The organism is Pseudomonas sp. Larv2_ips (assembly GCF_963879675.1).
Lineage (GTDB): Bacteria > Pseudomonadota > Gammaproteobacteria > Pseudomonadales > Pseudomonadaceae > Aquipseudomonas.
The window spans coordinates 523,836-546,562 of sequence record NZ_CAWOAW010000014.1; the positions used below are offsets into that span (position 1 = coordinate 523,836).

General features: G+C 58.4%; 30 protein-coding genes. 21 read left to right on the plus strand and 9 right to left on the minus strand.

What is annotated here, in order from left to right; genetic code table 11:
- The first annotated feature begins 5 nt into the window (after nt 1-5).
- On the plus strand, nt 6-614 hold the full coding sequence (locus AACV02_RS08820; protein WP_157986823.1) for a hypothetical protein: 609 nt from the start codon (nt 6-8) through the stop codon (nt 612-614).
- A gap of 15 nt (nt 615-629) precedes the next feature.
- Here AACV02_RS08820 and AACV02_RS08825 read toward each other — a convergent pair whose 3' ends face one another.
- The 8 genes from AACV02_RS08825 to AACV02_RS08860 form a co-directional block, all read right to left on the minus strand.
- Nucleotides 630-1,847 carry a site-specific integrase gene (locus tag AACV02_RS08825; protein WP_119738976.1) on the minus strand — a complete coding sequence of 406 codons (1,218 nt, stop codon included), beginning with the start codon at nt 1,845-1,847 and terminating at the stop codon, nt 630-632.
- The gene (gene xisR / locus AACV02_RS08830) at nt 1,844-2,059 is read right to left on the minus strand and encodes an excisionase family protein (protein WP_119738978.1); all 216 of its coding nucleotides are present in this window, start codon (nt 2,057-2,059) and stop codon (nt 1,844-1,846) included. Before xisR ends, AACV02_RS08825 begins: the two co-directional genes overlap by 4 nt.
- Nucleotides 2,056-3,858: a DNA cytosine methyltransferase gene (locus AACV02_RS08835; protein ID WP_119738980.1), complete on the minus strand. Its 1,803-nt coding sequence runs from the start codon at nt 3,856-3,858 to the stop codon at nt 2,056-2,058. The genes xisR and AACV02_RS08835 overlap by 4 nt, the downstream gene beginning before the upstream one ends.
- Entirely contained in the window at nt 3,855-4,463 is a 609-nt protein-coding gene (locus AACV02_RS08840; RefSeq protein ID WP_256680485.1) for a hypothetical protein, read from the minus strand. The genes AACV02_RS08835 and AACV02_RS08840 overlap by 4 nt, the downstream gene beginning before the upstream one ends.
- Nucleotides 4,460-4,879 (minus strand): hypothetical protein, encoded by a 420-nt coding sequence (locus AACV02_RS08845; RefSeq protein ID WP_119738982.1) that lies wholly within the window; start codon nt 4,877-4,879, stop codon nt 4,460-4,462. The genes AACV02_RS08840 and AACV02_RS08845 overlap by 4 nt, the downstream gene beginning before the upstream one ends.
- Before the next feature lie 58 nt (nt 4,880-4,937).
- Entirely contained in the window at nt 4,938-5,255 is a 318-nt protein-coding gene (locus AACV02_RS08850) for a pyocin activator PrtN family protein (protein WP_119738984.1), read from the minus strand.
- A gap of 158 nt (nt 5,256-5,413) precedes the next feature.
- Complete coding sequence (locus AACV02_RS08855) at nt 5,414-5,698, minus strand: phage antirepressor KilAC domain-containing protein (protein ID WP_119738989.1); 285 nt, start codon at nt 5,696-5,698, stop codon at nt 5,414-5,416.
- A gap of 10 nt (nt 5,699-5,708) precedes the next feature.
- Nucleotides 5,709-6,299, minus strand: coding sequence for a hypothetical protein (locus AACV02_RS08860; protein ID WP_119738991.1), 591 nt, complete (start codon nt 6,297-6,299; stop codon nt 5,709-5,711).
- A 253-nt stretch (nt 6,300-6,552) separates the two neighbouring features.
- On the opposite strand from AACV02_RS08860, the gene AACV02_RS08865 reads away from it, so the two are divergent.
- From AACV02_RS08865 to AACV02_RS08875, 3 genes are read left to right on the plus strand one after another with little or no spacing between them, the layout of a single operon-like run.
- Nucleotides 6,553-6,954, plus strand: coding sequence for a hypothetical protein (locus tag AACV02_RS08865; RefSeq protein ID WP_157986824.1), 402 nt, complete (start codon nt 6,553-6,555; stop codon nt 6,952-6,954).
- Between the two features lie 10 nt (nt 6,955-6,964).
- Nucleotides 6,965-7,213, plus strand: a complete 249-nt coding sequence (locus AACV02_RS08870; protein WP_119738997.1) for a hypothetical protein — start codon at nt 6,965-6,967, stop codon at nt 7,211-7,213.
- Between the two features lie 2 nt (nt 7,214-7,215).
- Nucleotides 7,216-8,031: a hypothetical protein gene (locus tag AACV02_RS08875; RefSeq protein ID WP_119738999.1), complete on the plus strand. Its 816-nt coding sequence runs from the start codon at nt 7,216-7,218 to the stop codon at nt 8,029-8,031.
- Between the two features lie 35 nt (nt 8,032-8,066).
- On the opposite strand, the gene AACV02_RS08880 is transcribed toward AACV02_RS08875, so the two are convergent.
- The gene (locus tag AACV02_RS08880) at nt 8,067-8,798 is read right to left on the minus strand and encodes a LexA family protein (protein WP_119739002.1); all 732 of its coding nucleotides are present in this window, start codon (nt 8,796-8,798) and stop codon (nt 8,067-8,069) included.
- Between the two features lie 79 nt (nt 8,799-8,877).
- On the opposite strand from AACV02_RS08880, the gene AACV02_RS08885 reads away from it, so the two are divergent.
- The 17 genes from AACV02_RS08885 to AACV02_RS08965 all read left to right on the plus strand — a co-directional run bounded on the left by AACV02_RS08885 (nt 8,878) and on the right by AACV02_RS08965 (nt 22,718).
- Nucleotides 8,878-9,138 (plus strand): hypothetical protein, encoded by a 261-nt coding sequence (locus tag AACV02_RS08885; protein WP_119739004.1) that lies wholly within the window; start codon nt 8,878-8,880, stop codon nt 9,136-9,138.
- Between the two features lie 331 nt (nt 9,139-9,469).
- Nucleotides 9,470-9,988: a phage regulatory CII family protein gene (locus AACV02_RS08890; protein WP_177413691.1), complete on the plus strand. Its 519-nt coding sequence runs from the start codon at nt 9,470-9,472 to the stop codon at nt 9,986-9,988.
- Nucleotides 9,981-10,211: a TraR/DksA family transcriptional regulator gene (locus AACV02_RS08895; RefSeq protein ID WP_119739009.1), complete on the plus strand. Its 231-nt coding sequence runs from the start codon at nt 9,981-9,983 to the stop codon at nt 10,209-10,211. The genes AACV02_RS08890 and AACV02_RS08895 overlap by 8 nt, the downstream gene beginning before the upstream one ends.
- Nucleotides 10,201-12,417: a VapE domain-containing protein gene (locus AACV02_RS08900; protein ID WP_119739011.1), complete on the plus strand. Its 2,217-nt coding sequence runs from the start codon at nt 10,201-10,203 to the stop codon at nt 12,415-12,417. The genes AACV02_RS08895 and AACV02_RS08900 overlap by 11 nt, the downstream gene beginning before the upstream one ends.
- Complete coding sequence (locus AACV02_RS08905; protein ID WP_119739013.1) at nt 12,410-12,769, plus strand: PA0613 family protein; 360 nt, start codon at nt 12,410-12,412, stop codon at nt 12,767-12,769. The genes AACV02_RS08900 and AACV02_RS08905 overlap by 8 nt, the downstream gene beginning before the upstream one ends.
- A 528-nt stretch (nt 12,770-13,297) precedes the next feature.
- Complete coding sequence (locus tag AACV02_RS08910) at nt 13,298-13,642, plus strand: phage holin family protein (RefSeq protein WP_119739015.1); 345 nt, start codon at nt 13,298-13,300, stop codon at nt 13,640-13,642.
- A 167-nt stretch (nt 13,643-13,809) separates the two neighbouring features.
- A complete protein-coding gene (locus AACV02_RS08915) occupies nt 13,810-14,412 on the plus strand; it encodes a terminase small subunit (RefSeq protein ID WP_119739017.1) in 603 nt (200 codons plus the stop codon).
- 3 nt (nt 14,413-14,415) lie between these two features.
- Nucleotides 14,416-16,446 (plus strand): phage terminase large subunit family protein, encoded by a 2,031-nt coding sequence (locus tag AACV02_RS08920; protein ID WP_119739019.1) that lies wholly within the window; start codon nt 14,416-14,418, stop codon nt 16,444-16,446.
- A gap of 1 nt (nt 16,447) precedes the next feature.
- Nucleotides 16,448-16,654, plus strand: a complete 207-nt coding sequence (locus AACV02_RS08925; RefSeq protein ID WP_119739021.1) for a phage head-tail joining protein — start codon at nt 16,448-16,450, stop codon at nt 16,652-16,654.
- Nucleotides 16,654-18,135: a phage portal protein gene (locus AACV02_RS08930; protein WP_119739023.1), complete on the plus strand. Its 1,482-nt coding sequence runs from the start codon at nt 16,654-16,656 to the stop codon at nt 18,133-18,135. The genes AACV02_RS08925 and AACV02_RS08930 overlap by 1 nt, the downstream gene beginning before the upstream one ends.
- Complete coding sequence (locus tag AACV02_RS08935) at nt 18,132-19,268, plus strand: head maturation protease, ClpP-related (protein WP_119739025.1); 1,137 nt, start codon at nt 18,132-18,134, stop codon at nt 19,266-19,268. The genes AACV02_RS08930 and AACV02_RS08935 overlap by 4 nt, the downstream gene beginning before the upstream one ends.
- The gene (locus tag AACV02_RS08940) at nt 19,265-19,603 is read left to right on the plus strand and encodes a head decoration protein (RefSeq protein ID WP_119739028.1); all 339 of its coding nucleotides are present in this window, start codon (nt 19,265-19,267) and stop codon (nt 19,601-19,603) included. Before AACV02_RS08935 ends, AACV02_RS08940 begins: the two co-directional genes overlap by 4 nt.
- Nucleotides 19,604-19,666: 63 nt before the next feature.
- Nucleotides 19,667-20,662 (plus strand): major capsid protein, encoded by a 996-nt coding sequence (locus tag AACV02_RS08945; RefSeq protein WP_119739030.1) that lies wholly within the window; start codon nt 19,667-19,669, stop codon nt 20,660-20,662.
- 2 nt (nt 20,663-20,664) lie between these two features.
- A complete protein-coding gene (locus AACV02_RS08950) occupies nt 20,665-20,985 on the plus strand; it encodes a head-tail joining protein (RefSeq protein WP_119739032.1) in 321 nt (106 codons plus the stop codon).
- Nucleotides 20,982-21,647 (plus strand): hypothetical protein, encoded by a 666-nt coding sequence (locus AACV02_RS08955; protein ID WP_119739034.1) that lies wholly within the window; start codon nt 20,982-20,984, stop codon nt 21,645-21,647. Before AACV02_RS08950 ends, AACV02_RS08955 begins: the two co-directional genes overlap by 4 nt.
- Nucleotides 21,640-22,155: a hypothetical protein gene (locus AACV02_RS08960; protein WP_119739036.1), complete on the plus strand. Its 516-nt coding sequence runs from the start codon at nt 21,640-21,642 to the stop codon at nt 22,153-22,155. Before AACV02_RS08955 ends, AACV02_RS08960 begins: the two co-directional genes overlap by 8 nt.
- 29 nt (nt 22,156-22,184) lie before the next feature.
- Nucleotides 22,185-22,718 carry a phage baseplate assembly protein V gene (locus AACV02_RS08965; protein WP_119740770.1) on the plus strand — a complete coding sequence of 178 codons (534 nt, stop codon included), beginning with the start codon at nt 22,185-22,187 and terminating at the stop codon, nt 22,716-22,718.
- Nucleotides 22,719-22,727 lie beyond the last annotated feature (9 nt).

Here is a 22,727-nt window from a genome sequence, read left to right on the forward strand (position 1 = left end):
ACCAGGTGAACGATGATTTGTCTCCCAAGGCATTAATGGATGAAAAAAGCTTGTGGGCGATTTACGTTAAGGCGAGAAGGATCCCATTCAGTTCATTTAATTTTTGGATGACGTTCATCGTTTTTATTTTGGTGACGCTTCAATACTGTATGTTGGAAATCTCATTGGATGAGAAGCTTAAGATTGTGCGGGAGTTCAGTACCATGGCTTTAGGGGTCGTGGTTTCTGTTTTGGGTTTTATTTTGGCTGGCTTTACCATTTTTGCAACGATCAGTCAGCCAGACATGCTTGTGGCAATGTCTAAACATAGGCATGACAAATCACAGCTATCTTTTCTTAAAAATAATTTTTTTATTTTTATGCGAGTGTTTATTTATTATTTGGTGTATACGGTTTTCTGCTTGCTGATCATTGTGTTTGCTATTAAAGGAGGGCTGGTGCATAAGATAGTCCAGCTCTCCCCAATTTCATGGAAAATCACGGAGTGGTTGGTTGGTATGGCTTACGTCACTCTTTATACGGGAATGTTTTTTTTGTTGATGCAATTAAAATCCTTTATTTACAATGTCTATCATACCGTCATGACTGCGATTCGCTGGAAAGCTATTCAGTAATATGCTGATTGGCTGCTACCGCGTTCGAAAACCCATCTGCTCGGATACGAGGGCTGCCATGCTTTTGGTATCTCTTGGTATCCAGCGTCCATAATGCTTTCTCACCATTGTTGTATCGCTGTGTCCCAATTGACGTGCAACCCACTCCACTGGCACGTAGCTAGATAGGGCCTGGCTCGCGAAGGTGTGGCGGCATTGGTTGGCGCCTCGGTGACGCACATTGGCCTTTTTCAAATGCGCGGTAAACCAATTGCTCAGAGTTTTGCCGCTCCACAACAACCCACTAGTTGAGCTGTGGAAAAGAAACCGTACTTTCATCCGCTTCGACGTGATGTTGTCACGTTGTATAACGGTAATCTCTTCAGCGGGCGCTTCCTTGGCCGCCGCAACGATCACTTGCATGAGTTCCAGCGCAGGGTCTATCAGCTCGACGACTCTTACCCTGGAGCGTTCCTTTGGGACTTTGAACTCGCCTACGACTAGCGCCCGTCGGACATGCACCAAGCCGGCATCAAGGTCGATGTCCTCAACAGCGAGTGCGATGAGTTCGGATAGCGATAGTCCGGCCCAGCAGTTGAACTCAATCATCCTGGTATCGGATCGTCGTTCCGGATCCGCTTTGCCGATCAAATCAATCTCGGTGCGGCTGAAGGGATCGGCGTGCTCGAGGTCGACGTCCGAACCAACGTTGCTGATTCGGTCCAGTGGGTTGGCTTTCAAGATGCCGTCGCCGAAGGCGTCAGCCCAGACGCCTCGGACGACGGTGAAGATGTCGTTTACTGTCTTGGGGGATAGGCCTTGCTTCAGGAGTTGCGCTTGAAACAGTTCAACGTCGCTCTTGCTGATGTCTACGATTCGGCGTTTGCCGAATTTGTTTTCGACGTGCTTGGCCTTGCTGACGTAGTTAACAACGGTACTTGATGCTTTGAGTGCGCGCTGAACCTCCAACCATCGGTCGATACCTTCCTTCACGGTGCGCTTGAGAGACGGTCCACCAGTCCCGGTGAACATTGCTGCCCTGGGAGAGTTGGGGAAGTGGGTCGCATAGTCAAAGCGGCCCTCTTTGATCTCTGCAAGGATTGTGCGGCGTTTGTTGTCGGCATAGGCAATCGCAGCCTTGTTAACCTTCGAGATCCCCTCAAGTGGTTCCCGGCATCGCTGGCCATTGAAGATGAACCAGATGCGCAGCTGTTTGCCGTTCATCTCGACACCTGTGGGCATCTTGTCACTCATGGTTGACCTGCCATCCACTTTTCAATTGCTTCCTTGTTGTAAACCAGCACATTGGCGGGGTCGGTACGGTAGTGTTTGCCCTCCAGCCACAGACCGCGAGAACGATACTTGCGGACAGCTTCTGTGCTGAGTCCGAACACTGGATAAAGCAGGTCTTGGCGGAACCAAGCGCCTGGTGTGATTTGAATATCAAGTTTCTCTGCAGCGCTCATGCTGCCTCCTCCCTCTGACTCACGCTCAATCCCACTGCGACAGGGCGCACCCACACCGGCATGTTGCTCAGCATGAAGGTTTCGCCGGCTTCGGCCAGTAGTAGGGTGGTGCCCATCACATGGGCGATAGCTTCGGCGGCTGCCGGCGGTACTGCGTTGCCGATCCGCTCGCGCCATGCCTGATCGCTCAGGCCGTCCAGCTCGAACTGCTCTTCCGGTTCGACTAGACTTTGCAGCGCAGCCAGCTCCAGCGTGGTGAATGGTCGGTGCCAGGTGCCGTCGAGGCTTTCGACGACGCAGGTCAGACGGTCGTTGGCTTCTGGCATGCGGGGATCCGCCACTGACCAACGGCCGTTGTCCTGTTTGGCGCTGGCCGACACGGCGCCGCATTGCTCGTTCCAGCCGACGACGCCGTAGTGGCCGCCAGTCAGGTACGCGTCGCCCTTCGTGCGCTTCATGCCTGGGCGCGGGTCTGCGATCGACAATGCCCCACTGGCTACCTGTTGCGATCCTGTGACAGTCCCAGCAGTTTTATCCCAAGGGCAAACGCCAAGCTTCCGACTGCTCGCTCCTGGGTGCCAGTTGTGATACCGAGGATCCTGAACTGCAAAGGCGCCTTGCCCCGTGGTGCTGCCGGCGATGACCGTTCCTGCGTCATTGTCGAACGGCGTTACCAGGTACTTGCCGAAGCCATCACCAGGCCGGCGAGGATCCGCAACGCTGAACGTCCCTTGCCCGGGAGATTTGACGCCGATTACCGCGCCGCTCGTTTCGTCCCAGCGGCGCACGCCGTACTGCTGATATTGCAGGGCGCCTGCCTTGGCGCGCGGATCTGCTACCGAGAACGCGCCGTTAGTTGGGCTGCTTCGCCCAGCAACGGTACCGGCGGTGTCCTGCCATTCATGCACACCAAGATAGCCGGCGCGGTATTCCGGCACGATCACCAGGTCACGCAGGTAACCGTCCTCGATCGCCAAGTCATTCAGGCTGCGCCAGTCCTTGCCGGCGGTGACTAGGGCGAGGCGAACCCACGTTTTCCATTGCAACGCCGGCACCCGGTGCATCGGGCCAGCGGCTTCGACATCGCCGGCCAGCGGCATGCGACCGAGGATCGAGCCGACTGACTTCAGCGTCTTCTTTTCCGGCTCGTACAGGAATGGCGGCACCTTCTCGATATGGCGGGCCACCAGCAAGAAGCGCTTGCGGCTCTGGGCCAGTCCGCCAATGACGCCGCAGTCGTGCGTGGTTTCGGCGACTGCGTATCCGTAGTGGTTCAGCAGCTTGTTGATCTGGTCGAGCAGGTGGCGGCCACGGGTGGCAAGGCGCGGAACGTTCTCGAAGACGATCAACGACACCGGGTCGTCCTTCCACGTCTCACACATCAGCCAGATGCATCGCAACGTCAGCTCATTCAGGGCCTGGTACTTCGGCCTCAGGCTCATTGTTTCCGACAGCAAGCCCGAAGCACCCTTGCAGGGACTGGAAATAAACACGGCGTCTGGACGTTCGTTGTTGGCGGCGCGGCGCAGATCGTCGGCGCTCGCCTCACTCCAACCGGCTGGTGGCTCTTTACCGTGGAACCGTGTGTACTGGTCGTGGGTGAACAGATCCATCAGCGTGCCTGGAACACCAGAAAGACGCTGGAAGTCGCGCAAGCCGGCTGGATCTACGTCGACACCGCCGATGCATTGCCACTCGCCCTGTATATGCCCAACGATGGGCTTGGCCCGGTTAAACCCCTTAGCGCCACCGCCCAGGCCGCAGCACATGTGAAAGTGCTTGAGAGTGCGCTTGATCATGGGCGAACTCCTTTTGCTTGCTGACCAACGAGTGCGATGTGCTTCCACGCCCTGCGCTTCCATGCGGCGAAGCCAGCCCGGTACGCGTAATGCTCACGGGCGAACGAGTCGGATGTCTTTGCACCTGGTGCGGTGATGTACGTGCCTCGCTGGGCGCAGTACTGCAGGCCTTCGGGGACTGGGAACTCTTTCTCGAACTCAACGCGCTCGTCGATCTGCATCCCGTAGACGGCTTTTTGTGATGTGCTTTGAGAGTTGCTGTCAGGGTGCGTATACCCCACAACAGGCTGCGCGGGCGGGCGATTCTGAGCGATTAGCGTTGCATTGGGTGTGGCTGCCTCGCGCAGCTTTTCGTGGGGTATAAGCGCCTCGGTGGTGCTGCTGGAAGGAGCAATAACGCCTGCTGCTGCGCAGCAGAGGCTGTTTGTTTCTGGCGTGTCGACGCTGGTTTCCTTGCGGAGCAAAGCGGTCGTGGATTGGGTGTTGTGCTGGTCCTTTTGCATGCCGCTTTCCTCCGAGGTTCGAGTGCGCGTTGGTTCATCAGCCGCGAAAGGGGCGTGAGCCGGGTTGCGGTGGGTGTTGAATTGATGGCCGATCTGGCTCATGCGGCGCTCTCCTGATTTGCCGGATCAAGTAGGGCTGCGATGGCGAGCGCTTGATCGCGCAAGGCGCGGGTATCGCGCTCGAGTCCCTTCCCTGTGCGGAAGGCTGCGAACGTCTCGGCGGCAATGCGGAGCTTTTCAGCGATGTGGAGCAACGTCTGGCGTTCGGGTTCACCAAGCGTCAATGCTTGCTGGAGACGTTTGCTGAATTGCGCCAAGTGGGCGTGGTCGGCTTTGATGAAGTCGAGGGAGGCTCTTAGCTCGCGGATGGTCTTGGCGCTTTCGGCGCACAGGATATCGTCGCTTTCTTTCCTGCCGGCGGACATGCCGTCGCTGTACCCCAAGAAGTAGCCGGCCCAGACTAGTAATCCAGCCAAGGTGATAAGGGCGATGAGTGCGCAGATCTGAACTGCAGTCATGTGGTGTGCTCCTGGTGATGTCATTGGCTGGTGGTGGCAGCCATTCGGTTTGTGGGTGTTATTCGGTGGACTCTTCCTGCTGTCGCTGCATCTCTTCGTCGGCCTTGTAGGCGCGGATGTCGATCAGTGAGGCGACGTGCCGGATGTGGGCGTACTTCGGTGCCTTGCGGCTGGTATCCAGAGTGGTGATGGGAAGCTGGATGCGGCCGCTGCTGATCTCGGCCACGAACGATTGCTCGTTGAGGTTGCGAAAGTACTGCTCGCGCACTTTGTCCAGCGGAATCAGGACGTCGCCGAAGATGCGGTAGAGCAATTCGACGGTGGCTGACTCCGGGGCCGGGAGCAGGCGGAGTGGATTTTGTGCTGTGTTACTCATGGCTTTGTTGGGCCTCCTTGCGTTGTTTTCTGCCCGGGTGATTCCAGGCGTTCAGGCAGTGCCGTTTGGTCAGCTCGCGCAGATGTTCGGGCACTTCGAGGAGCGCGGTGTTGCGCTCCTCTCGTGTCCGCATGGCGATGATCTGGCGGGCGTATTCCCTAGGCCACGTCACGGTTGTCTGCCGGTATGGCAGGTAGGTCGATGCCCAACTCTTCCGCCAGCCAGCGGATGCCTGGTTGTTTCACCTTGGTCGACTGGCTGTACTGCATGCCGAGTTGGTCGTGGTACCACTGGCCGTCCTTGATCCGCAGGTAGTCGCGGTCAAGGTTGGGGTAGGTCGGCAGATTCCGCTCGGTGAGCAAGCCTTTTTCCCGCATGCGAGCTATGAGCTTGGGCCGGGTCAGGCCGAGTTGGGTTGCGGCCTGGGCGAGGGTGCGTTCCATGGCGTCCCCCTCATGCCGCATGCGCGGCTGGGGTGGCCGCTGCAGCGAGGTGGTTGATGGACTCGGTGACCTTGCCGTAGATCTCGACATCGCTGCCGTATACGGTGAAACACCGGGTGTGCGGGCTTGTGTTGCCGATGCTCAGGATGGTGGTGACGCCCGAGCGCGATTGGGTGCGGTGCAGCGCAACGTGTAGGGGGTAGTCGAAGCCCATGTCGAGGCTCAGCACGCCGCCGCTGCGTACCAGTTCCAGAACGCGTTGTTTGTCCGAGACCTCGAAGCGGCCGTATTCGCGGCTGGCATGCGGGCGGTGCAGCAGGTCGCTGGTGTTGCTCACGTCGAACGGGCCGTTGGCAATATCTTCGATGAAGTCGGCCAGTTTGAGGTGTGTTTTCTTGTCGTTCTGTAGGGTCAGCGTGTGGCGTTCGCTGCCCAGCTCGACAACGAAAGTGCTTTCCGTAGACCCACGTTCAGCCTTCAAGCGGAACGCCAGACACTCGCGCGTGGGCGCTGTGCGGAGTAAGTGATTGAAGGTCTCGGACAGGTTGACCTGGGCGTTTAACAACTGCAGTGTGCGGTTGTCGATTTTGAACTTGATCATGCCGCGTGCCCTCCGCCGTTCGGATCGAATGGAGTGGAGGCAGTGGGTGGTTGCTGCTTCTGTTTGGTGGTGACAAACGAGCAGCCGCTCTCGCGAGCTAGTCGGCGAATCTCGAAGATTATGAGGGGTGTTGCAGCAGCTGGGTGGACGTGCAGTGTTGCTGTGGTGTGCATGATTTCGGCTCGCTCTGTGGTGAAGAGTTCGAGCAATATCAACCATTGGCTTATATTATGTCAACCATTGGTTGATTTAAGTGGGTTTTAGACTTTTGTCGATTTGGCCTCAGGCCTTTGCTGGACAGAATGATGGCGAATTGGTAGCTTTCTTGTGCGCGCATTTAGCGCCAATTTATTTAATTAATTCCATACCTACTTTCAACAAGCTAAAAGGATTTTATATGTCGGATCAGAATCTATCTCATTCAATTATGATTAGGTTCGGCACAGGTGCTGGAGAACCAACCAGTTATCAGCTTCAAAAAATCAAGGCATATATAGCGGCCGTTCAAGACTCAGGGAAGATTCCAAGTGAGTCTGACTTGTTCAATGCAGTGCATATGTACTGTCCTACAGCGGGAAAGTTTAGCTATTCCGGTATTGATAATTCGGATGTCAAAGTGATGTTGGCGCTTGCTCTCCAAGTCGCAAAAAGATAAGGGTCGTAAAATGTTAGAGCAGTTGAAAGAAGAAATTCTTAAGGTTTGTCGGATTCTAAATTGGAAGCCCACCGATGTGGAATTGGTGGAGATTGCTCGTCAACTTTCGAAGTTGCATTCTCCAACACTTCAAGATGTTCATGTCGTTGTTGCTAAGGTCTGCCCTGATCAATTGTATCTGGACTTGCAGGGGATTGATAATTCTGAAATAAAAACTTTGCTAGCACTTGCTATTCAAGTTGCTAAATCAAAGGGCTAAGGATGCCTAGGGTAAATGAAAAAAGTGTACTTAAAGCGCGAAAGAAAATAACGGAGTTGAGGGGGTTGTATAAAGAGGCTATAAAACTTTATTTGACCTCTGCTCCCGTAAGTTCGGATAATGCTTTAGCTGCAATATTGAACCTGCAAGACGTTGCGTCCACTTACTTTAATTACGTAGAAACGTTTGTGGGCGAGAGTTCGCTGTTAGGGGCTCATAAAACCGCCCTTTGGGCCCAAGGATATGCTGAAGATTGCGCAGCGATTCTAGACGAGATGCCTGAGTACTATGAGCTGTTGAAAGTCGAGTTTTCAAAGCATTCCTCAATTGCCCCGGCTGTCACTCTCCCAAGCAAGACTGCATTTGCCAATATGCAGCGAATGGTGAAGAAATACCTTGAGCCTGATGTTGGCGAGCCAATAAGGGAGGCTTTTGTAAGCGCGTCTCTGCCAGTGTATGGTTTTGATAACGAAGAAAAGGACTTTATGAGTAAGAAACTTCAGATTATATTGTCGTCAACTTTTGGTGTGATAGCGATTTTGCTGACCGTTGTAATTAGCTTCTTTCTTCCGCATCCTAGTGATTATCAATATGCGACTCTACACACTTTCAGAGCTATCGCCGGCGCAGGTGTAGTTGCTATGTATCCAGGTTTTATTGAGGTCAAACTTGGCAAATGGTTACGTTCCGGTGGAGCTTTAGCCGCTTTCGTTTTTCTTTACACAATGAATCCTCCGGCAATGAATACTCACTTGGATGCTGATAAGCGAGCTGAACGGAATGCTCCGGCCTCATCTGTAGAAACCTCCACTAAGTAATTTGGATTTTTTTGGTTACAGCTTAACTGCGGAAGTTATTCGGGGATGAAGCTTCCCACAACCTTTCCGCAGATGTGAGTCTCCTCCGTAATATCAATTATTGGATATTGCGGATTAATCGGTCGAAGAAATTGACGGCCTGCATCTTCGACTAATATCTTGAAAGTAGCCTCGTTGGTGCGTGGAACCCTGGCAATTACCCTGTCACCCGTCTTGGTTTCTGCCTCAGGATCCACGAAAATAATACATCCTGTTGGGTAACTACGGCCAGGTCCAGGATTCGTCATCGAATCCCCAAGTACCTTCAACGCATATCCGTTGGAACTAATTTGAACAGGGCACGAAAGCCAAGAATCGGCTTCGTAAGCTTCAAAATTTGAGATCGCCTCGCACCAAGCCCCTGCCTGAACCCACGAGATCAAAGGTACTTTACCAAAGCGCTGATTGATCTCACTGATGTTGCTCACGCCATTAGCGGCTATCGTACGAACGTTACTATCGCCAGTTTGCTCTTTCGGCAGCACACCGTATTCGAGCCATTCCCTCCTAACCTTCAGCCATGAGCAAAGGGCAGACATACTGTCTGCCTCAGCCATAGCTTCGCCGTTAAGCCACTTGCTAATTGCCTGAGTGGTCTTTTCCACCCCAAAACTTTTCAGCTGACGATGAATATCCACACCACGACCCCGGCTTCGTACGCCGGCATCATCGAGGGCTTCGTGTAGGCGCTCGCTGAAAGCTGCGCGGAGAGAATTTTTATCAACCATAGGTTGAGAGTCTCACAAAGGTTGCGCAATAGTCAGTTGATCTATAACATCAACCACGAGTTGATAAATGGAGGTTGTCATGTTGGACCCCGCAGATTTTCCGAGCGCGATTGCATTCGCGTTTGAAGCCGTAGGCGGCATTGGGGCCGCCGCAAAGGTATGCAATAGAAGCTATCAGGCGTTGAACAAATGGCGTCAGGCTGCATGCCTGCCGCGAACGGATTACACAGGTGAAACCAACTACGCCGAATTGTTGGCGACGGCTGCGATGCAGAAAGGCAATACATTCCAAGCTGCTTGGCTATTGACCGCTTCGGCCCCTCAGAAAGCTGCAGCGTAGCAAGAAAAAAGGCGACCCAAAGGTCGCCCAGTTCCTCCCGGCACGCACCACCACAGCGCTGTCGGGTCGCGATAAAGAAAGGCGGGCACACCACATGCAACCACCTCTCTTTATCGCGCTTTTCCAAGGCTCGGAAGCCTTGGTGTTGCTGCCTTTTCCACCACAGATTGGGCAGCTGTTGCGCCAGGGGTGAGCAACGGATTGCTCGCCCCGGCACGGTGCCGGTGTCGATCCCGAAGATCTAGCCGGCGTTTGGGCCCTTTCAAGCCACGCGGCAAATGTATCACCACTGCATGCCGCGCGGCACTGGCAACTTACAAGGATTAATGCCATGAGCCGTATCATTCTGAGCTCTCTAGACCGGGCGCAGCGGGAGGTCCTGCCGCTCGATCTCGCGCTTTACCATGCCGCACGGGATTACCCCGGCGGCGCCGCTGCTATCGCCGCCACCACCGGTCGAAATGCAACCACGCTGCAGCACAAGCTTTCCCCAACCCACCCCAGCCACACGGTGAACATTCAAGAGTTCGGCGAGATTCTGGAGCTGACAAAGGATCGCCGCATTCTGGATGCAGTGCATGCCTTGGTCGGTGATACTACTTGGCAGGAGCTGGCTGAGGCGTACACCAACGACATGCCCGAGACGCTGACCACCGGGATTGCCGAGTACTTCCGGCAAGTAGCGGATCTGGCGGATACCTGGGCCAAGAGCATTGGCGACGGGGTGGTTTCCGATGAGGAACTCGCCGCGATTCGCCTGCAGGTGTTCCGTGGGATTCAGGGGCTATTGGGATTGTTCAACCGCGCCACGTATGTCAACCAGACGACGCGGGGAGTTGATCGTGGCTGACATTGCTGACTTCGCAAATGACCTGGTGCAGGAGCGCGTTGATCAAGCGCTGGCTGCACGTCTTCTCGCCACCAAGCCTGCCTTGGCGGCGCATTCGTTTCTCTTCTGCGAAACGTGCGATGACCCTATCCCGGAGGCTCGCCGCTTGGCGCAGCCCGGCTGTACGCAGTGCGTGGGATGCCTTGCCATTGAGGAAATGATGGAGGCTCGTCATGCTCGATGAGGTGTTGGGGCAATTCGCTGATTACGGCCTTGAGCCTGCGCAGCCTTTGGTGTTCGGCAAGCTGACCCGCTGTAAGACGACGCAAGACAAGGGCAAGGAAAAGAACGGCTGGTATGTCGTTCATGAGCAGCATACGGAGAAAGGCGAGACGCTGATCTTCGGTGCGTTCGGTGACTGGCGTTCGGGCGAGTCTCAGAAGATCAAGGTCAAGGCCGGGCGAATGTCGCCTGAAGAACGCGAAGTTATGCGCGCTCGGCAGGAAGAGGCCAAACGCCGCGCGGCTGAGATATCGGCCAACGCAGCACGGCGTGCGGCGAGTCGGGCGGCGGGGATGTTCAAGCGTATGCCGGAAAAGGGCCGTAGCGACTATCTGGATCGCAAGCAGATTGTCGGCTTTGGCGTTCGGTATGCGCCGCGCACCGGGGCGTTTTTGGTACCAATGAGCAACGTGCGCGACGAGATTGTCGGCCTGCAGGTGGTGTTCCCGACCAAGCAAGAGGACACCGGTCGCGATAAGTCCTATTGGCCTTATGGCATGTCGAAAGAGGGCGCTTTCCATCTAATCGGGCCGCACCCGGATCCGGGCGAGCCGGTGCTGGTGTGTGAGGGTTACGCGACCGGCGCAAGCCTGCATATGGCCACGTCATTGACCGTGGCCGTTGCGTTTGACGCGGGCAATTTGCTGGTGGTTTGCAAGGCCATGCGCGAGCGTTTCGCCGGTTGTCCGCTGATCATCTGCCGAGACGATGACTGGAAGACCACGAAGCCGAATGGTGACGCGTGGAATCCCGGTGAAGAGAAAGCCAACAACGCGGCGCTGATTGTCGGTGGCCAGGTGGTCGCGCCGATCTTTTCCGGAGAGCGGGAAGCCAAGTGGACCGACTTCAACGATCTACATGTGGCGGAAGGTTTGGAAGCGGTGCGCCGTCAGGTGTTGGCCGTGGTCAAGCCGCCGGCTGCTGGTGGTTGGAAGGACATGCTGGCCCGCAGTGAAAGCGGCGCGTTGATTGCGCACATGCAAAACGTCGAGTTGATCCTTGCCAATGACGAACGCTGGGCCGGGGTGATCAGCTACAGCGCGTTCAGTTCGAAGATCGTGAAGCTGCGTGCGGCGCCTTATGGCGGCGGCACGGGTGATTGGGCGGACATTGATGATGTGCGGGTGATGAAGTGGCTCGCGCAGCAGTACAACTTGCGGGTCAAGGCCTCGCATGTGATCGAGGCGGTGAGTGTGGTTGCTCATGACCATGCATTTCATCCGGTGCGGCAGTACTTACGCAAGCTGCAGTGGGATCAGGTGCCCCGGCTTGAAAGTTGGCTTACCGATGTCATGGGAGTTAAGGCCACCGACTACTCGTCGAAGGTCGGCAAGCGCTGGATGTTGTCGGCCGTGGCTCGGGTGATGAAGCCAGGTTGCAAGGCTGACTCGGTGATGATTCTGGAAGGCGCGCAGGGCGCTGGTAAGTCGACCGCAATGAGCATCCTCGGCGGCGAGTGGTTCATGGATACGCCGTTTGCGCTCGGTGACAAGGACGGCTTTCAGGCGATCCGGGGTAAGTGGATCGTCGAGCTGGGTGAACTGGACAGTTTCAACAAGGCCGAGAGCACCAAGGCCAAGCAGTTTTTCTCCGCGTCCACCGATACCTACCGCGAGAGCTATGGCCGACGGACGATGGACGTGCCGCGTCAGTGCGTGTTCGTTGGTACGACCAACCAAGACGAGTACCTCAAGGACGCAACTGGTAACCGGCGTTACTGGCCGGTGGCGTGTACCAAGGTGGATCTGGAATTGTTGCGTTCGATCCGTGAACAGCTCTGGGCCGAGGCGGTGTTCTGCTATGACGCGGGCGACTTTTGGTGGGTGACGCTGGATGAGGCGTCGATGTTCGTTGAGGAGCAGGACGAGCGCTTTGTGGTGGATGAGTGGGAAGGTCCAATTCTGACTTGGCTAGAGGAGTCGCAGATTGGCGAGACCACCACGGGCAGCGAGGTGCTGGCCAATGCGCTGAAGCTGGACTTCGGGCATTGGGGTAAGCCGGAGCAGATGCGTGTCGGTGCAATCATGCATCGGCTGGGGTGGCGGCGCGTGCGATTGCCTGCGTTGGTGAAAAGTGGGCAGCGGCCGTGGGCTTACAAGAAGCCAGCAGGCTGGGGCGGTGCTTCGGCGTTGCAGCGGGAAGCGTTCGAGGAACCTTGCTTTGATTAAGGAGATCGATTCGCTGCTGAGGTTGTGGGCGCAGGAGCTGCACTCCGAACATTCGAAAGGAGGGCTTGCTGGGGGGAACATGGTTGCGATGATGATGGAGAGCAACGGGCAACTGATCAGGGGGCGGCGGGCCTTCCGTGCGCCGCTGGAAAGTTCGTTGGACATCGAGCTGATCGTGACCAAGCACCTCGCGCCGGAGCTGGTGACGGTGGTGCGTGAGCATTACTGCACGCTCGATGTGGATATGCGCTTGCGGTATGCCCACTGCGGTTGTGGCCGCGACACGTACTACCAGCGTTTGCATGAGGCGCATCTGCAGATCTTCGGCGTGATGATGGGGCTGGCTGCGTGACCCCAGGCATTGCTCCCGCTGTTGCTGTCCCACTGGCCCGTCTTGTCTCGCTGCGTTTTGATGCAGTGGGACAGGTGCGGGCCTTGTCGTTGTTGGGCTGTCCCACCGTCCCGCTACAAAGTGCCTCCCGCCCGTGTAAGCGTAGCGGGCAGCAGTACGCGCGTTTCACGCGCAAGCGTGTTCTTTAAATTTCCTCCTTTACACGAGAAAGGAGAAAGATAAGTAGGACAGTGGGGCGAAGCCCCGAATTTAGGCGCTCTCAGGCGTCCCACTTCGATTCTAGGAATTGGGACGAATGGGACACCGCTGAAGCAACAGAATGCCGTGGTGGTGTATTCACCGACATTCGCTAGGCGTTCACCCTGCGTTACCCACTTATTCATCGGGTGGCATTAAAACAGGGTTGCTGCCACCGGAATCGACCTGTAAAAAGTAGTCATCTTCGATAGGTGCGACCGCAGAGAGCGGCAGGCACCACACCACCAAACCCGGCCATTGCGCCGGGTTTTTGCGTTCATGGGGTAGGCGATGACAAACGAGCAGCAAGCACTTGCAGAAATGCCGATCTGGTTAGTGATCGTCCTGGCCCTGGTCGGCGGCATATCGGGGGAGATGTGGCGGGCTGACAAGGATGGGGCGCGGGGCTGGGCATTGTTGCGCCGGCTGGCACTTCGGTCTGGCGCCTGCATTGTCTGCGGGGTGTCGGCGATGATGCTGATGATCGCCGCCGGCATGACGATCTGGACGGCGGGCGCCTTGGGTTGCCTGACGGCAATGGCCGGTGCCGATGTTGCCATCGGGTTGTACGAACGCTGGGCTGCCAAGCGGCTGGGCGTCTGCGAAGTCCCGCCAGCTGGGGGCGAGCAGGGGTGATGCACCGATCTGGTGCGCCGAAAACCGCCGGGGACCCTAGGGGTATCTGAAGGACACGGGGTCGGAAACCCGCGGGAAAGCGTTAGCGGCAGGCCCGCCAGCTTACTGAAATTCAATCCATTGAAATTGAAAGGTTTCCATTGAAAAGCCGTTGAAAAGGAGGGCTTATGACGGATCCACTGTTCCTGTCTAAAAGCGCTTTCGCGGTTCGCATCGGCAGGACGCCGAGCTACATCACTTGGCTGAAAGACAACAATCGCCTGGTGCTTTCGGCGGATGGCAAGAAGGTCGACGTGCTGGCAACTGAAGCGCTGATCCTCGAAACCGCCGATCCCAGCAAGGCTGCCGTCGCGGCTCGACACCAGCAGGACCGGATCCAGCGTGACGTTTACAGTCAACTGTCCCCCCTGGTCGAGCCGACTAACACGGCTGCGCCGCAGCAGCTTATCTCAGGCGGCGCGAAGGGCCACGACTTCCAGAAAGCTCGCGCTATGCGCGAACACAACCTGGCGCAACTGGCCGAGATCGAGTTGCACAAGGCTCAGGGCTCGCTGGTTGCCAGGGACGCCGTAGAGCTTGGCGCGTACAACGCGGGGCGCCATCTGCGCGACCAGTTGTTCGGCCTGCTGCCCCAGCTGTCCCACAAGCTGGCAGCCATGACCGACCCCTGGGACATCGAAAAACACCTGACGGCGACACTCCGTAAATCACTGGAAGAGGCTGAACGCATGTCCTCATCCGATCTTGAACGAGCGATGACGACGAGCTGACCTATGACCACGGAATTTCCTGACGGTGACCGTGCGTACCGTGAGGCGTATTTCCGTGGGCTACGACCTGACCCAGACCTCTGGATCGACGAGTGGGCCGACGAGTACATGCGCATCCCGCGAGACACTGGCGCGCCTGAGCCGGGCCAGTACCGCACCGACCGGACGCCCTATGCCCGAGAGCCGATGCGGTGCCTGTCACCGGCGCACCCGTGCCGGCGAGTGGTCACCATGGTGGCTTCGCAGCTGATGAAAACGCAGATCGCCTTAAACTGGATGGGCGGCCTGATCCATATGGCGCCGTCCAACATCTTGGCGTTGTTGCCCAGCCTTGGCCTGTCCAAGCGTGTTTCCGGGCGGATAAGCAAAACGATCAAGGCAACCCCTGAGCTGGCAAAGCGGGTAGCCGCCAGCCGCTCGCGGGATGCCCGCAATACCATGGACACCAAGGAGTTCGAGGGCGGGGCCTTGTACGTCACGACGGCGGGCTCTGCGGCCAACCTGTCCGAGCTGTCGGCACGCTACATCTACGGCGACGAGGTTGACCGCTGGGAGAACGACGTCGGCCAGGAAGGTGACCCCATCGTGCTGGCGGAAACGCGTGCTACCAACTTCGGGCGCAACGCCAAGATCTACTTCTCCAGCTCGCCGACGATCAAGGGCGCCTCGCGGATCTCGGACTTGTTCGAGTCCAGTGACCAGCGTTACTACTACGTGCCATGCCCTACATGCGGGCATATGCAGGTGTTGGAATGGGAGCGGCTGCTCTACAGCAAGGACTACAGCACGGTTCACTACCAGTGCGCCGCGCCTGAATGTGATGTGCTGATCGAGGAGCATCACAAGACCGACATGCTCGCCCGTGGTGAGTGGCGTGCCCATGGCAGCGGCGACGGCAAGACGGTGGGTTTCCACCTGAACGCGCTCTATTCGCCGATTGGTTGGAAGGACTGGGCCTCTCTTGCCGAGGAGTTCGAAGACGCCAAGAAGGCCCAGGCCAAGGGCGACATGGGCTTGATGCAGGTGTTCTACAACACCCGTCTCGCCAAGGTATGGGACAGCGCGCAAGAGCAGACCAAGGCCGAAGTGCTGGTCGCTAGGGCACGACTGGAGACCTACACCCTCGGCAGTATGCCGGCGGGCGTATTAATGCTGACCGGTGCCGTCGACGTTCAGGCCAACCGCCTGGAGCTGATGGTGATGGGTTTCGGTGTCGGCATGGAGCGTTGGGTGGTCGATCACCAGGTGATCTGGGGCGACCCTGCCGATGAGCGCACCTGGGCGGTTTTGGACGAGAAACTCAAGGTTCGATACCGGCATCCTTGCGGTGTCGGTTTGGCTATTCTGGCGACGGGCGTCGACTCCGGAGGTCATCACACTGACGAGGTATACCAGTTCTGCCGTGTGCGGCGCTGGCGCAACATCTTCGCCATCAAGGGCGCGAGCAAGCCCGGCAAACCGGTGATTGCTCAGCGGCCGTCCATGGTCGACGTGACCTGGAAGGGCCAGACCGAACGCGGCGGCGCCGAGCTTTGGTTTGTCGGCACCGACACCGCGAAGGACTGGATCTACAACCGCTACGCCTTCGAGGATGGCCCTGGCTCGCTGCACTTTGCCAACGACCTGCCGGACGAGTTTTTCGCCCAGTGCGTTGCCGAGCGCAAGGTCGCCCGATACGTCAAAGGCTATAAGCGTATCGAGTGGGTCAAGGGCAAGGCAGAGCGCAACGAAGCTCTCGACCTGATGGTGTACTGCCTGGCAATGGCGCACTACCTCGGCATCAACCGGTACCAGGAACACGACTGGGAGCGGGTGCGACAAGCGCTGGCTCAGTCCGGTTTGTTCGACGATGTGGTGGGCGTAAAGCCGGTGCAGGGCGAACGCGTCGACGCTGACGACACACCGGCACCGGCACCGGTTGCGGCGCGTCAGTCGCTTCCATCACCCGCACCGGTTGCACCTGTCGCCCAATCGCGACCTGCCGCACCCCCGCAACGCCGTCGTTCCACCAGCGGCTATCTGAAGAGAAATTGATATGTCGTTTACCCCGAAGCACCTCGAAGTCATCGAGCGCGCCATCGCACGCGGTGAAAAGACCGTGCGCTACAGCGACCGCACGGTGGAGTACCGCTCTATCGACGAACTGCTCAAGGCCCGCGACGAGATCCGCACGTCGCTGAGCCAAACCGCCGGGCCGCGCTCTCGCGTGATCCGGCTTACCCACGGAGGCAAGGGAATCTAATGGCCCGACATTATCCGACGCTGACCCGTAACGGATTCTTGCTGCCGTCGAACATCAAGGCCAGTTACGAAGGCGCCGGTGAGGGCCGACGTTCGGCCAGTTGGGAAGCCACGGACAACGGCATCAATAGCATCAACACCCCGGCCCTGCGCAATCTACGTGCGCGTTCGCGGGCGGCGGTGCGCAATGACCCGTACGCGTTCAACGTCATCGACAAACGCGTAAGCAACCTGATCGGCACCGGCATCACGCCCAGGCCGACCACGGACGACGCCGAGCTGCGCAAGCTCAAGCAGCAGCTGTGGGATGACTGGGTGGATGAGGCGGATGCCGATGAGCTGACCGACTTCTACGGCATGCAGGCCCTGGTAGCGCGCACCGTTGAAACGGCCGGTGAATGCTTTGTGCGATTGCGACCCCGCAGCCCGAGCGAAGGGTTGGCGGTACCGCTGCAGCTGCAGGCGCTGGCCCCTGAATTTGTCCCTCACGATAAATTCGAGATGGCTAAAAACGGCAACGTGATCCGCGCCGGGATCGAGTTCAACCCGGCGGGCAAGCGTGTGGCGTATTACATGTACCTATCGCATCCCCGCGACTCGTCGTCGTTGAACGCTGGCTACAACCAGTTGGTGCGAGTACCGGCAACACAGGTGCTGCATATCTTCGAACCGATGGAGCCTGGGCAGTTGCGCGGCGTCCCACGTTTGGCCCCGGTGCTGAAGCGCCTGCGCAGCCTCGACAATTACGACGACGCGGTGCTGTTCCGGCAGGAAGTGGCGAATCTGTTCGCGGGCTTCATCAAGCGCCCGGCACCGGAGGCTACGCAGCAGCCTCGCGATCCAGTTACTGGCATGCCATTGAACGTTGACCGCGACGGCTTCACGCCGATGGTCGCCTTGGAGCCCGGCACCATGCAGGAGCTGGGGCCAGGTGAAGAGGTGGAATTCTCCAAGCCACCGGATGCCGGCAACAACTACCCGGACTTCATGCGGCAGCAGTTGATGGCGGCGGCGGCGGGTTCGGGCACCCCGTACGAGATCCTTACCGGCGACATGCGCGAGGTCAACGACCGGGCACTCCGGGTAGTGCTCAACGAGTTCCGGCGGCGTCTGGAGCAACTGCAGTTCGGCGTGTATGTGCACCAGTTGTGTCGTCCGGTGCGGGCTGCCTGGATGGACATGGCGGTGTTGTCCGGTGCCCTGGTGCTGCCGGACTACGCGCAGCGTCGCCGCGAATACCTGCGCACACGCTGGGTGCCACAAGGCTGGGCCTACATTCAGCCGGTGCAGGACGTCCAGGCCCGGCGGATGGAAGTGCAGGCGGGCTTTGGTTCGCGCAGCGAGATGTGCCTGCGCAACGGCTACGACGCGGAGACCATTGACGCGGAAAACGCCGCCGACCTCGCCCGGTCCACGGAACTCGGCCTCAACTACACCACGCTTGATGCCATCGAGCCGAATGACGACAAGGAACAATCATGAGTAAAAAAGCCAAGCCCCGCGTCTTTGACAAGGCGGGCAAGCAGGTCAAGGTCGCCGACAGAAGCTGGTACACCCTTCAGGCTAGCGGCGAAGCCGAGCAACGTAGCATCGAAATCTTTGTGTACGGCGAGATCGGCGCCTGGGGCGTCACCGCCAATCAGTTCGTGCAGGACCTGCGCGCCATGGATGACGGCGCGTCACCGGTGATTGTTGCCTTCAACAGCATCGGCGGGGACTTGTTCGACGGCCTGGCGATCCACAACGCATTGTCGCGCCTGGGCGAGCGTTGTACCGGACGCATTGATGCCCTGGCGGCGAGTGCGGCCAGTGTCGCGGTGTGCGGCGCTCACCGAGTGGTGATCGCGGCCAATGCCATGCTGATGATCCACAACCCATACACCTACGCCGGTGGTGATGCCGAAGACTTCCGCCGTGTTGCGGATGTGCTGGACCAGACCCTGGAAGCGATCATTGCGGCCTACAAGGCCAAGGCGCCGGACATTGACGAAGCCGAGCTACGGCGGATGGTCAATGCTGAAACCTGGCTCACGGCCAACGAGGCGGTGGCGCTGGGCTTGGCCGATGAAGTGGGCGACGGCCTCAAGGTCAGCGCCTGTCTCGGCCAGGGCAGTGTGCTGCAGCGTTTCCAGCATGCCCCTGCTGAATTGCTTGCCCAGCTTGATGAAGAACCGGAAGTCGATCCGGCTGAGCCTGTCGATCCACCGGCACCTGTATTGGACGCTGCCGGGTTGGCGCTGATGGTCACCAAAGGGTGTGCAGCAGCAGGCATCAGCAACCTGGTGGATCCGATACTCGCTACGACGAAGCTGGAAAGCGAAGCCGTGATCCAGGCGGCGCTGACCCAGGCCAAAGCCCTTCACGGCCTGTGCGTAGCGGCACGATTGCCAGAACTGACCGGCGAGTTCATCAGCGCCGGTCTCGACGAAGCGGCAGTACGCGCGCGGTTGTTCGACAAGCTGGTGAGCAGCGGCGGCGGCTTTGAAATCAACAACAGCCTGCCGCTGGATGATGACCCGGCACAAACGGTCAAGGCCAAACAGGTCGATACCCACTCAATCTGGGCCACCCGTCAGGCGGCACAGAGCGGAACCTCGAAAGGAGCAAGAGCATGAAAATTGAATCGATGCACGCGGGCGAGTTCCTGCTGTCCGAAGGCGCTGGCAACATTTCCCGCGAAGCGATCAACGTCGCCGCTGGTGCCGCCTTGGAGCCTGGTCAGATTCTTGGCCTGGTCACACTCACCGGCGAGTTCGCCCCGTATAAGTCGACCGCCGAAGACGGCACCGAAAACGCTATCGCTATCCTCTACGGGCCGCTGGGCGAATCGGATGTGCCACGTCGCGGTCGCGCGATCGTGCGGCTTGCCGAGGTCAGCGAAGCACATTTGACCGGCCTTGATCCCGCTGCTGAAAAGGCCCTGGCTACCCATTTCGTGATCGTCCGGTAAGACGTTCACCCCCTTTTTATTCATCCCGCTGCGTGCGGGATTTTTCATTTCTGGAGAGTACCCATGGCCGATATCGCCATTTTTGAAGACGATGCGTTCAGCGTCTCCTCGCTGACCGCTGCAATCAATGACCAGGAATACCTGCCAGGGCGCATCAGCAGCCTGGGCCTGTTCCGCGAAGAGGGTATCAGCACGCTGACCGTGCAGATCGAGAAGGACGGCGACACCCTGGCCCTGGTACCGGCGGGTGAACGCGGTACTTCGGGCTTGGTGGTCGGCGCGACCAAGCGTCAGCTGATTCCGTTCAACACCGTGCACCTGCCCGAACGCTTCACCATCAAGGCCGACGAGATCCAGGGCATTCGCGCGTTCGGTACCCGCAGTGAGTTGCAGGCCGTGCAGGACGTGGTCAACAAGCGCCTCGCGAAAGCGCGCCGCCAGTTGGATGCCACCCACGAGTTTCAGCGCATGGGCGCGTTGAACGGCCAGGTACTGGACGCCGATGGCAAGACGGTCCTGTTGGACATCTATAAATCGTTCGGCGTGAATCGCCAGAAGCTTCAGATGGGCTTGAACAGTCCAGACACCGAGCTGCGGGTCAAATGCGGCGAAGCGTTGGACATGCAGGAGGAAGCCCTCGGCAGCGTCACCAGCAGCGGCTCCCGAGGCATGTGCGGCAAAAACTTCTGGAACAAGCTGATCGTCCACAAGTCGGTGAAAGAGACATACCTCAACACCATGCAAGCCGCGTCCCTGCGTGGCGATGCCCGTGAGAGCTTCGAGTTCGGCGGGATCGTCTGGGAGCGCTATCGCGGCAAGGTTGCCGGCGTTTCGTTCGTCCACGACGACAAGGCGCTGCTGATCCCTGAAGGCGTGCCGGACCTGTATATCTCGTCCTTCGCACCGGCTGACTACATGGAAACGGTCAACACCCAGGGCATCCCGTACTACAGCAAGATCGAGCCGCTGCCGTTCAACAAGGGCGTCGCCGGTGAAGCCCAGTCCAACCCGCTGCACCTGTGCACGCGGCCTCGGGCGCAGATCCTGCTGGAGATGTGACCGTGGCCTTCCGCGAACTGATCGACGACATCGACGCGGTGGTGTTCGAAACACTGGGCGATACCGCACGGATCGAGGGTCGTGACGAACCAGTGCTCGGCATGTTCGCGGCGCCCTGGTTGCAGCCCAAGCTCGGCAAGCTGAACACCGGCTTGCGTGAGCCTCGGTTTGAGATTCGCGTCAGCGATTCGGAAGGCTTGAAACGCGGCCTATTGGTCAGCGTCGATTTGCCACCCTTGGATGGCGGCGGCGATTACGACCTGCTGCAGCTGGAGCCGAGCGGCGACGGTCTGGTCGCCTTGATTCTGAGGTTACGCCCATGAGCATCGGTAGCCATTATAAGCCCTCGGCTGGCGGCGGCATGATCTCCATCCAGTCGTCCGCCGCAGACCTGCAGGCGTTTCAGGACTTTGCCAAGTTGGTGCCCAAGGCTGCTGCGACTGCTCATCGTCGAGCCATCAACAAGACGCTCGGGTGGTTGCGCACGCACATTGCCCGGGCGGTCAGTCGGCAAGAGCGCATTGCTGTCGCGGCGGTGCGTCAACGGTTGCGCAGTTACCCGGTGTCCGGCGGGGCTTCGAGCGGCAAGCTGTGGTTCGGTTTGAACGCTATCGAGTCCAGCCGGATCGGCCGCGCGCGACAGACAGGCAGCGGTGTGTCGGTGGCGGGGCGGCGGTATCAAGGCGCGTTTCTCAAGAAGGTTTACGGAAACCAGCCGGATATTTGGATCCGTACTGCGAGCAAGCACTTCAATGCTGACGATTACCCTGACAGCACGGTGTCGCCGGGGCGCGGGCCGAGTTCGGGATGGGTGGCGGAAAATGGCAGTCGCTTTCCGCTGGCAAAGGCGAAGGTCTCTCTGGAGCAAGCCCGTCCCCACTTTGAAAGCTGGGTACAAAAGGCTGATGAACGCTTACTGGAGATCCTGAAACAGGAACTCAACTTTGAGCTGCAGAAATATCTCAAGAGGATCGGTAATGGCTGACGAACCTTTTAGCCTGGACCAGCTTTACCAAGCGGTCGAGCAACACCTGGTGAGTCATTTGCCAGGAGTTCAGACAGTGAGAGCCTGGCCGAACATTCAGGATCGCATTGCGTTACCGGCAGTGTTCCTGGAGCTGGCCGAGATCGAGCCCGGTACCGATATCGGCACGGGCGAAACTGCATTGGTGTGTAAGTTCGAAGCGCGGATCATCGTTGACCCCATCGATCCATTGCATCAGCAGCAGGCGGTGCAGTTGGTTACCCAACTCGCCGTTTTACTGCGGGCACAGACCTGGGGGCTGGCGGTCGAGCCAGCAGCGTTCGTTCAGGCCTTGCAGGATTGGGCACAGCCGGCTTTGGATGGCTACACGGTGTGGCTGGTGGAGTGGACGCAGCAAGTGTATGTCGGTCCCGAGGAATGGCCTTGGCCTGACCAGCCGCCGGGCATGCTGTTGTTTGGCTTCAACAACGATGTCAAAGAGGACTTTGTGCCGGCGGAGGACATGTGAGTGGCTATGCCAGCGCCCAGCATGACCGCATGCTCGCCGGGGTGGTGAAGGATTGTTATGTGGTGGCGCTCGACCTGGTCGCCTCGCCGCCGGTGTGCCGGGTGTCCGATGGCGAATGGGTCAGCGCCTGGGTGCGCTGGCACAGTATTGCCGCCGGCAAGGCAAGGCACTGGCGGGCGCCATCCATGGGCGAGCAGGGGACTTTGGTCAGTGCTAGCGGTGACGTGGCCCAAGGCACTTTCATCCCGGGTTTGTATGGCAATGCCGGCCCTCCACCGGATAACCGCGATCATGTGGAGGTCTGGCGCTTTGACGATGGTGGCTCGCTGATCTACGACTGGCAGGCCAAGAGCTACAGCATCACCGTGCCGAGCGGTACGGTGACCATCAAAGTCGCCACCACCGAGGCCGTCATCACGGACAGTGCTGTGAACGTGACCGCCGGCAACATCAATCTGAAAGCGGCGGTGCTAATCGATGGGGCATTACACGTCACGAAGGGCATCACCAGCGCCGGGGCGATCATCGATGCCGGCGGTAACAGCAACCATCACACGCATTAATTTCGATTC

What these genes read in the sequence shown, in the direction of transcription:
- AACV02_RS08825 (WP_119738976.1), bottom strand. Translation starts at nt 1,847, where the DNA reads ATGAGTGACAAGATGCCCACAGGTGTCGAGATGAACGGCAAACAGCTG.
- xisR (WP_119738978.1), bottom strand. Translation starts at nt 2,059, where the DNA reads ATGAGCGCTGCAGAGAAACTTGATATTCAAATCACACCAGGCGCTTGG.
- AACV02_RS08835 (WP_119738980.1), bottom strand. Translation starts at nt 3,858, where the DNA reads ATGATCAAGCGCACTCTCAAGCACTTTCACATGTGCTGCGGCCTGGGC.
- AACV02_RS08840 (WP_256680485.1), bottom strand. Translation starts at nt 4,463, where the DNA reads ATGAGCCAGATCGGCCATCAATTCAACACCCACCGCAACCCGGCTCAC.
- AACV02_RS08845 (WP_119738982.1), bottom strand. Translation starts at nt 4,879, where the DNA reads ATGACTGCAGTTCAGATCTGCGCACTCATCGCCCTTATCACCTTGGCT.
- AACV02_RS08850 (WP_119738984.1), bottom strand. Translation starts at nt 5,255, where the DNA reads ATGAGTAACACAGCACAAAATCCACTCCGCCTGCTCCCGGCCCCGGAG.
- AACV02_RS08855 (WP_119738989.1), bottom strand. Translation starts at nt 5,698, where the DNA reads ATGGAACGCACCCTCGCCCAGGCCGCAACCCAACTCGGCCTGACCCGG.
- AACV02_RS08860 (WP_119738991.1), bottom strand. Translation starts at nt 6,299, where the DNA reads ATGATCAAGTTCAAAATCGACAACCGCACACTGCAGTTGTTAAACGCC.
- AACV02_RS08870 (WP_119738997.1), top strand. Translation starts at nt 6,965, where the DNA reads ATGTTAGAGCAGTTGAAAGAAGAAATTCTTAAGGTTTGTCGGATTCTA.
- AACV02_RS08875 (WP_119738999.1), top strand. Translation starts at nt 7,216, where the DNA reads ATGCCTAGGGTAAATGAAAAAAGTGTACTTAAAGCGCGAAAGAAAATA.
- AACV02_RS08880 (WP_119739002.1), bottom strand. Translation starts at nt 8,798, where the DNA reads ATGGTTGATAAAAATTCTCTCCGCGCAGCTTTCAGCGAGCGCCTACAC.
- AACV02_RS08885 (WP_119739004.1), top strand. Translation starts at nt 8,878, where the DNA reads ATGTTGGACCCCGCAGATTTTCCGAGCGCGATTGCATTCGCGTTTGAA.
- AACV02_RS08890 (WP_177413691.1), top strand. Translation starts at nt 9,470, where the DNA reads ATGAGCCGTATCATTCTGAGCTCTCTAGACCGGGCGCAGCGGGAGGTC.
- AACV02_RS08900 (WP_119739011.1), top strand. Translation starts at nt 10,201, where the DNA reads ATGCTCGATGAGGTGTTGGGGCAATTCGCTGATTACGGCCTTGAGCCT.
- AACV02_RS08910 (WP_119739015.1), top strand. Translation starts at nt 13,298, where the DNA reads ATGACAAACGAGCAGCAAGCACTTGCAGAAATGCCGATCTGGTTAGTG.
- AACV02_RS08915 (WP_119739017.1), top strand. Translation starts at nt 13,810, where the DNA reads ATGACGGATCCACTGTTCCTGTCTAAAAGCGCTTTCGCGGTTCGCATC.
- AACV02_RS08920 (WP_119739019.1), top strand. Translation starts at nt 14,416, where the DNA reads ATGACCACGGAATTTCCTGACGGTGACCGTGCGTACCGTGAGGCGTAT.
- AACV02_RS08925 (WP_119739021.1), top strand. Translation starts at nt 16,448, where the DNA reads ATGTCGTTTACCCCGAAGCACCTCGAAGTCATCGAGCGCGCCATCGCA.
- AACV02_RS08930 (WP_119739023.1), top strand. Translation starts at nt 16,654, where the DNA reads ATGGCCCGACATTATCCGACGCTGACCCGTAACGGATTCTTGCTGCCG.
- AACV02_RS08935 (WP_119739025.1), top strand. Translation starts at nt 18,132, where the DNA reads ATGAGTAAAAAAGCCAAGCCCCGCGTCTTTGACAAGGCGGGCAAGCAG.
- AACV02_RS08940 (WP_119739028.1), top strand. Translation starts at nt 19,265, where the DNA reads ATGAAAATTGAATCGATGCACGCGGGCGAGTTCCTGCTGTCCGAAGGC.
- AACV02_RS08945 (WP_119739030.1), top strand. Translation starts at nt 19,667, where the DNA reads ATGGCCGATATCGCCATTTTTGAAGACGATGCGTTCAGCGTCTCCTCG.
- AACV02_RS08955 (WP_119739034.1), top strand. Translation starts at nt 20,982, where the DNA reads ATGAGCATCGGTAGCCATTATAAGCCCTCGGCTGGCGGCGGCATGATC.
- AACV02_RS08960 (WP_119739036.1), top strand. Translation starts at nt 21,640, where the DNA reads ATGGCTGACGAACCTTTTAGCCTGGACCAGCTTTACCAAGCGGTCGAG.
- AACV02_RS08965 (WP_119740770.1), top strand. Translation starts at nt 22,185, where the DNA reads ATGCTCGCCGGGGTGGTGAAGGATTGTTATGTGGTGGCGCTCGACCTG.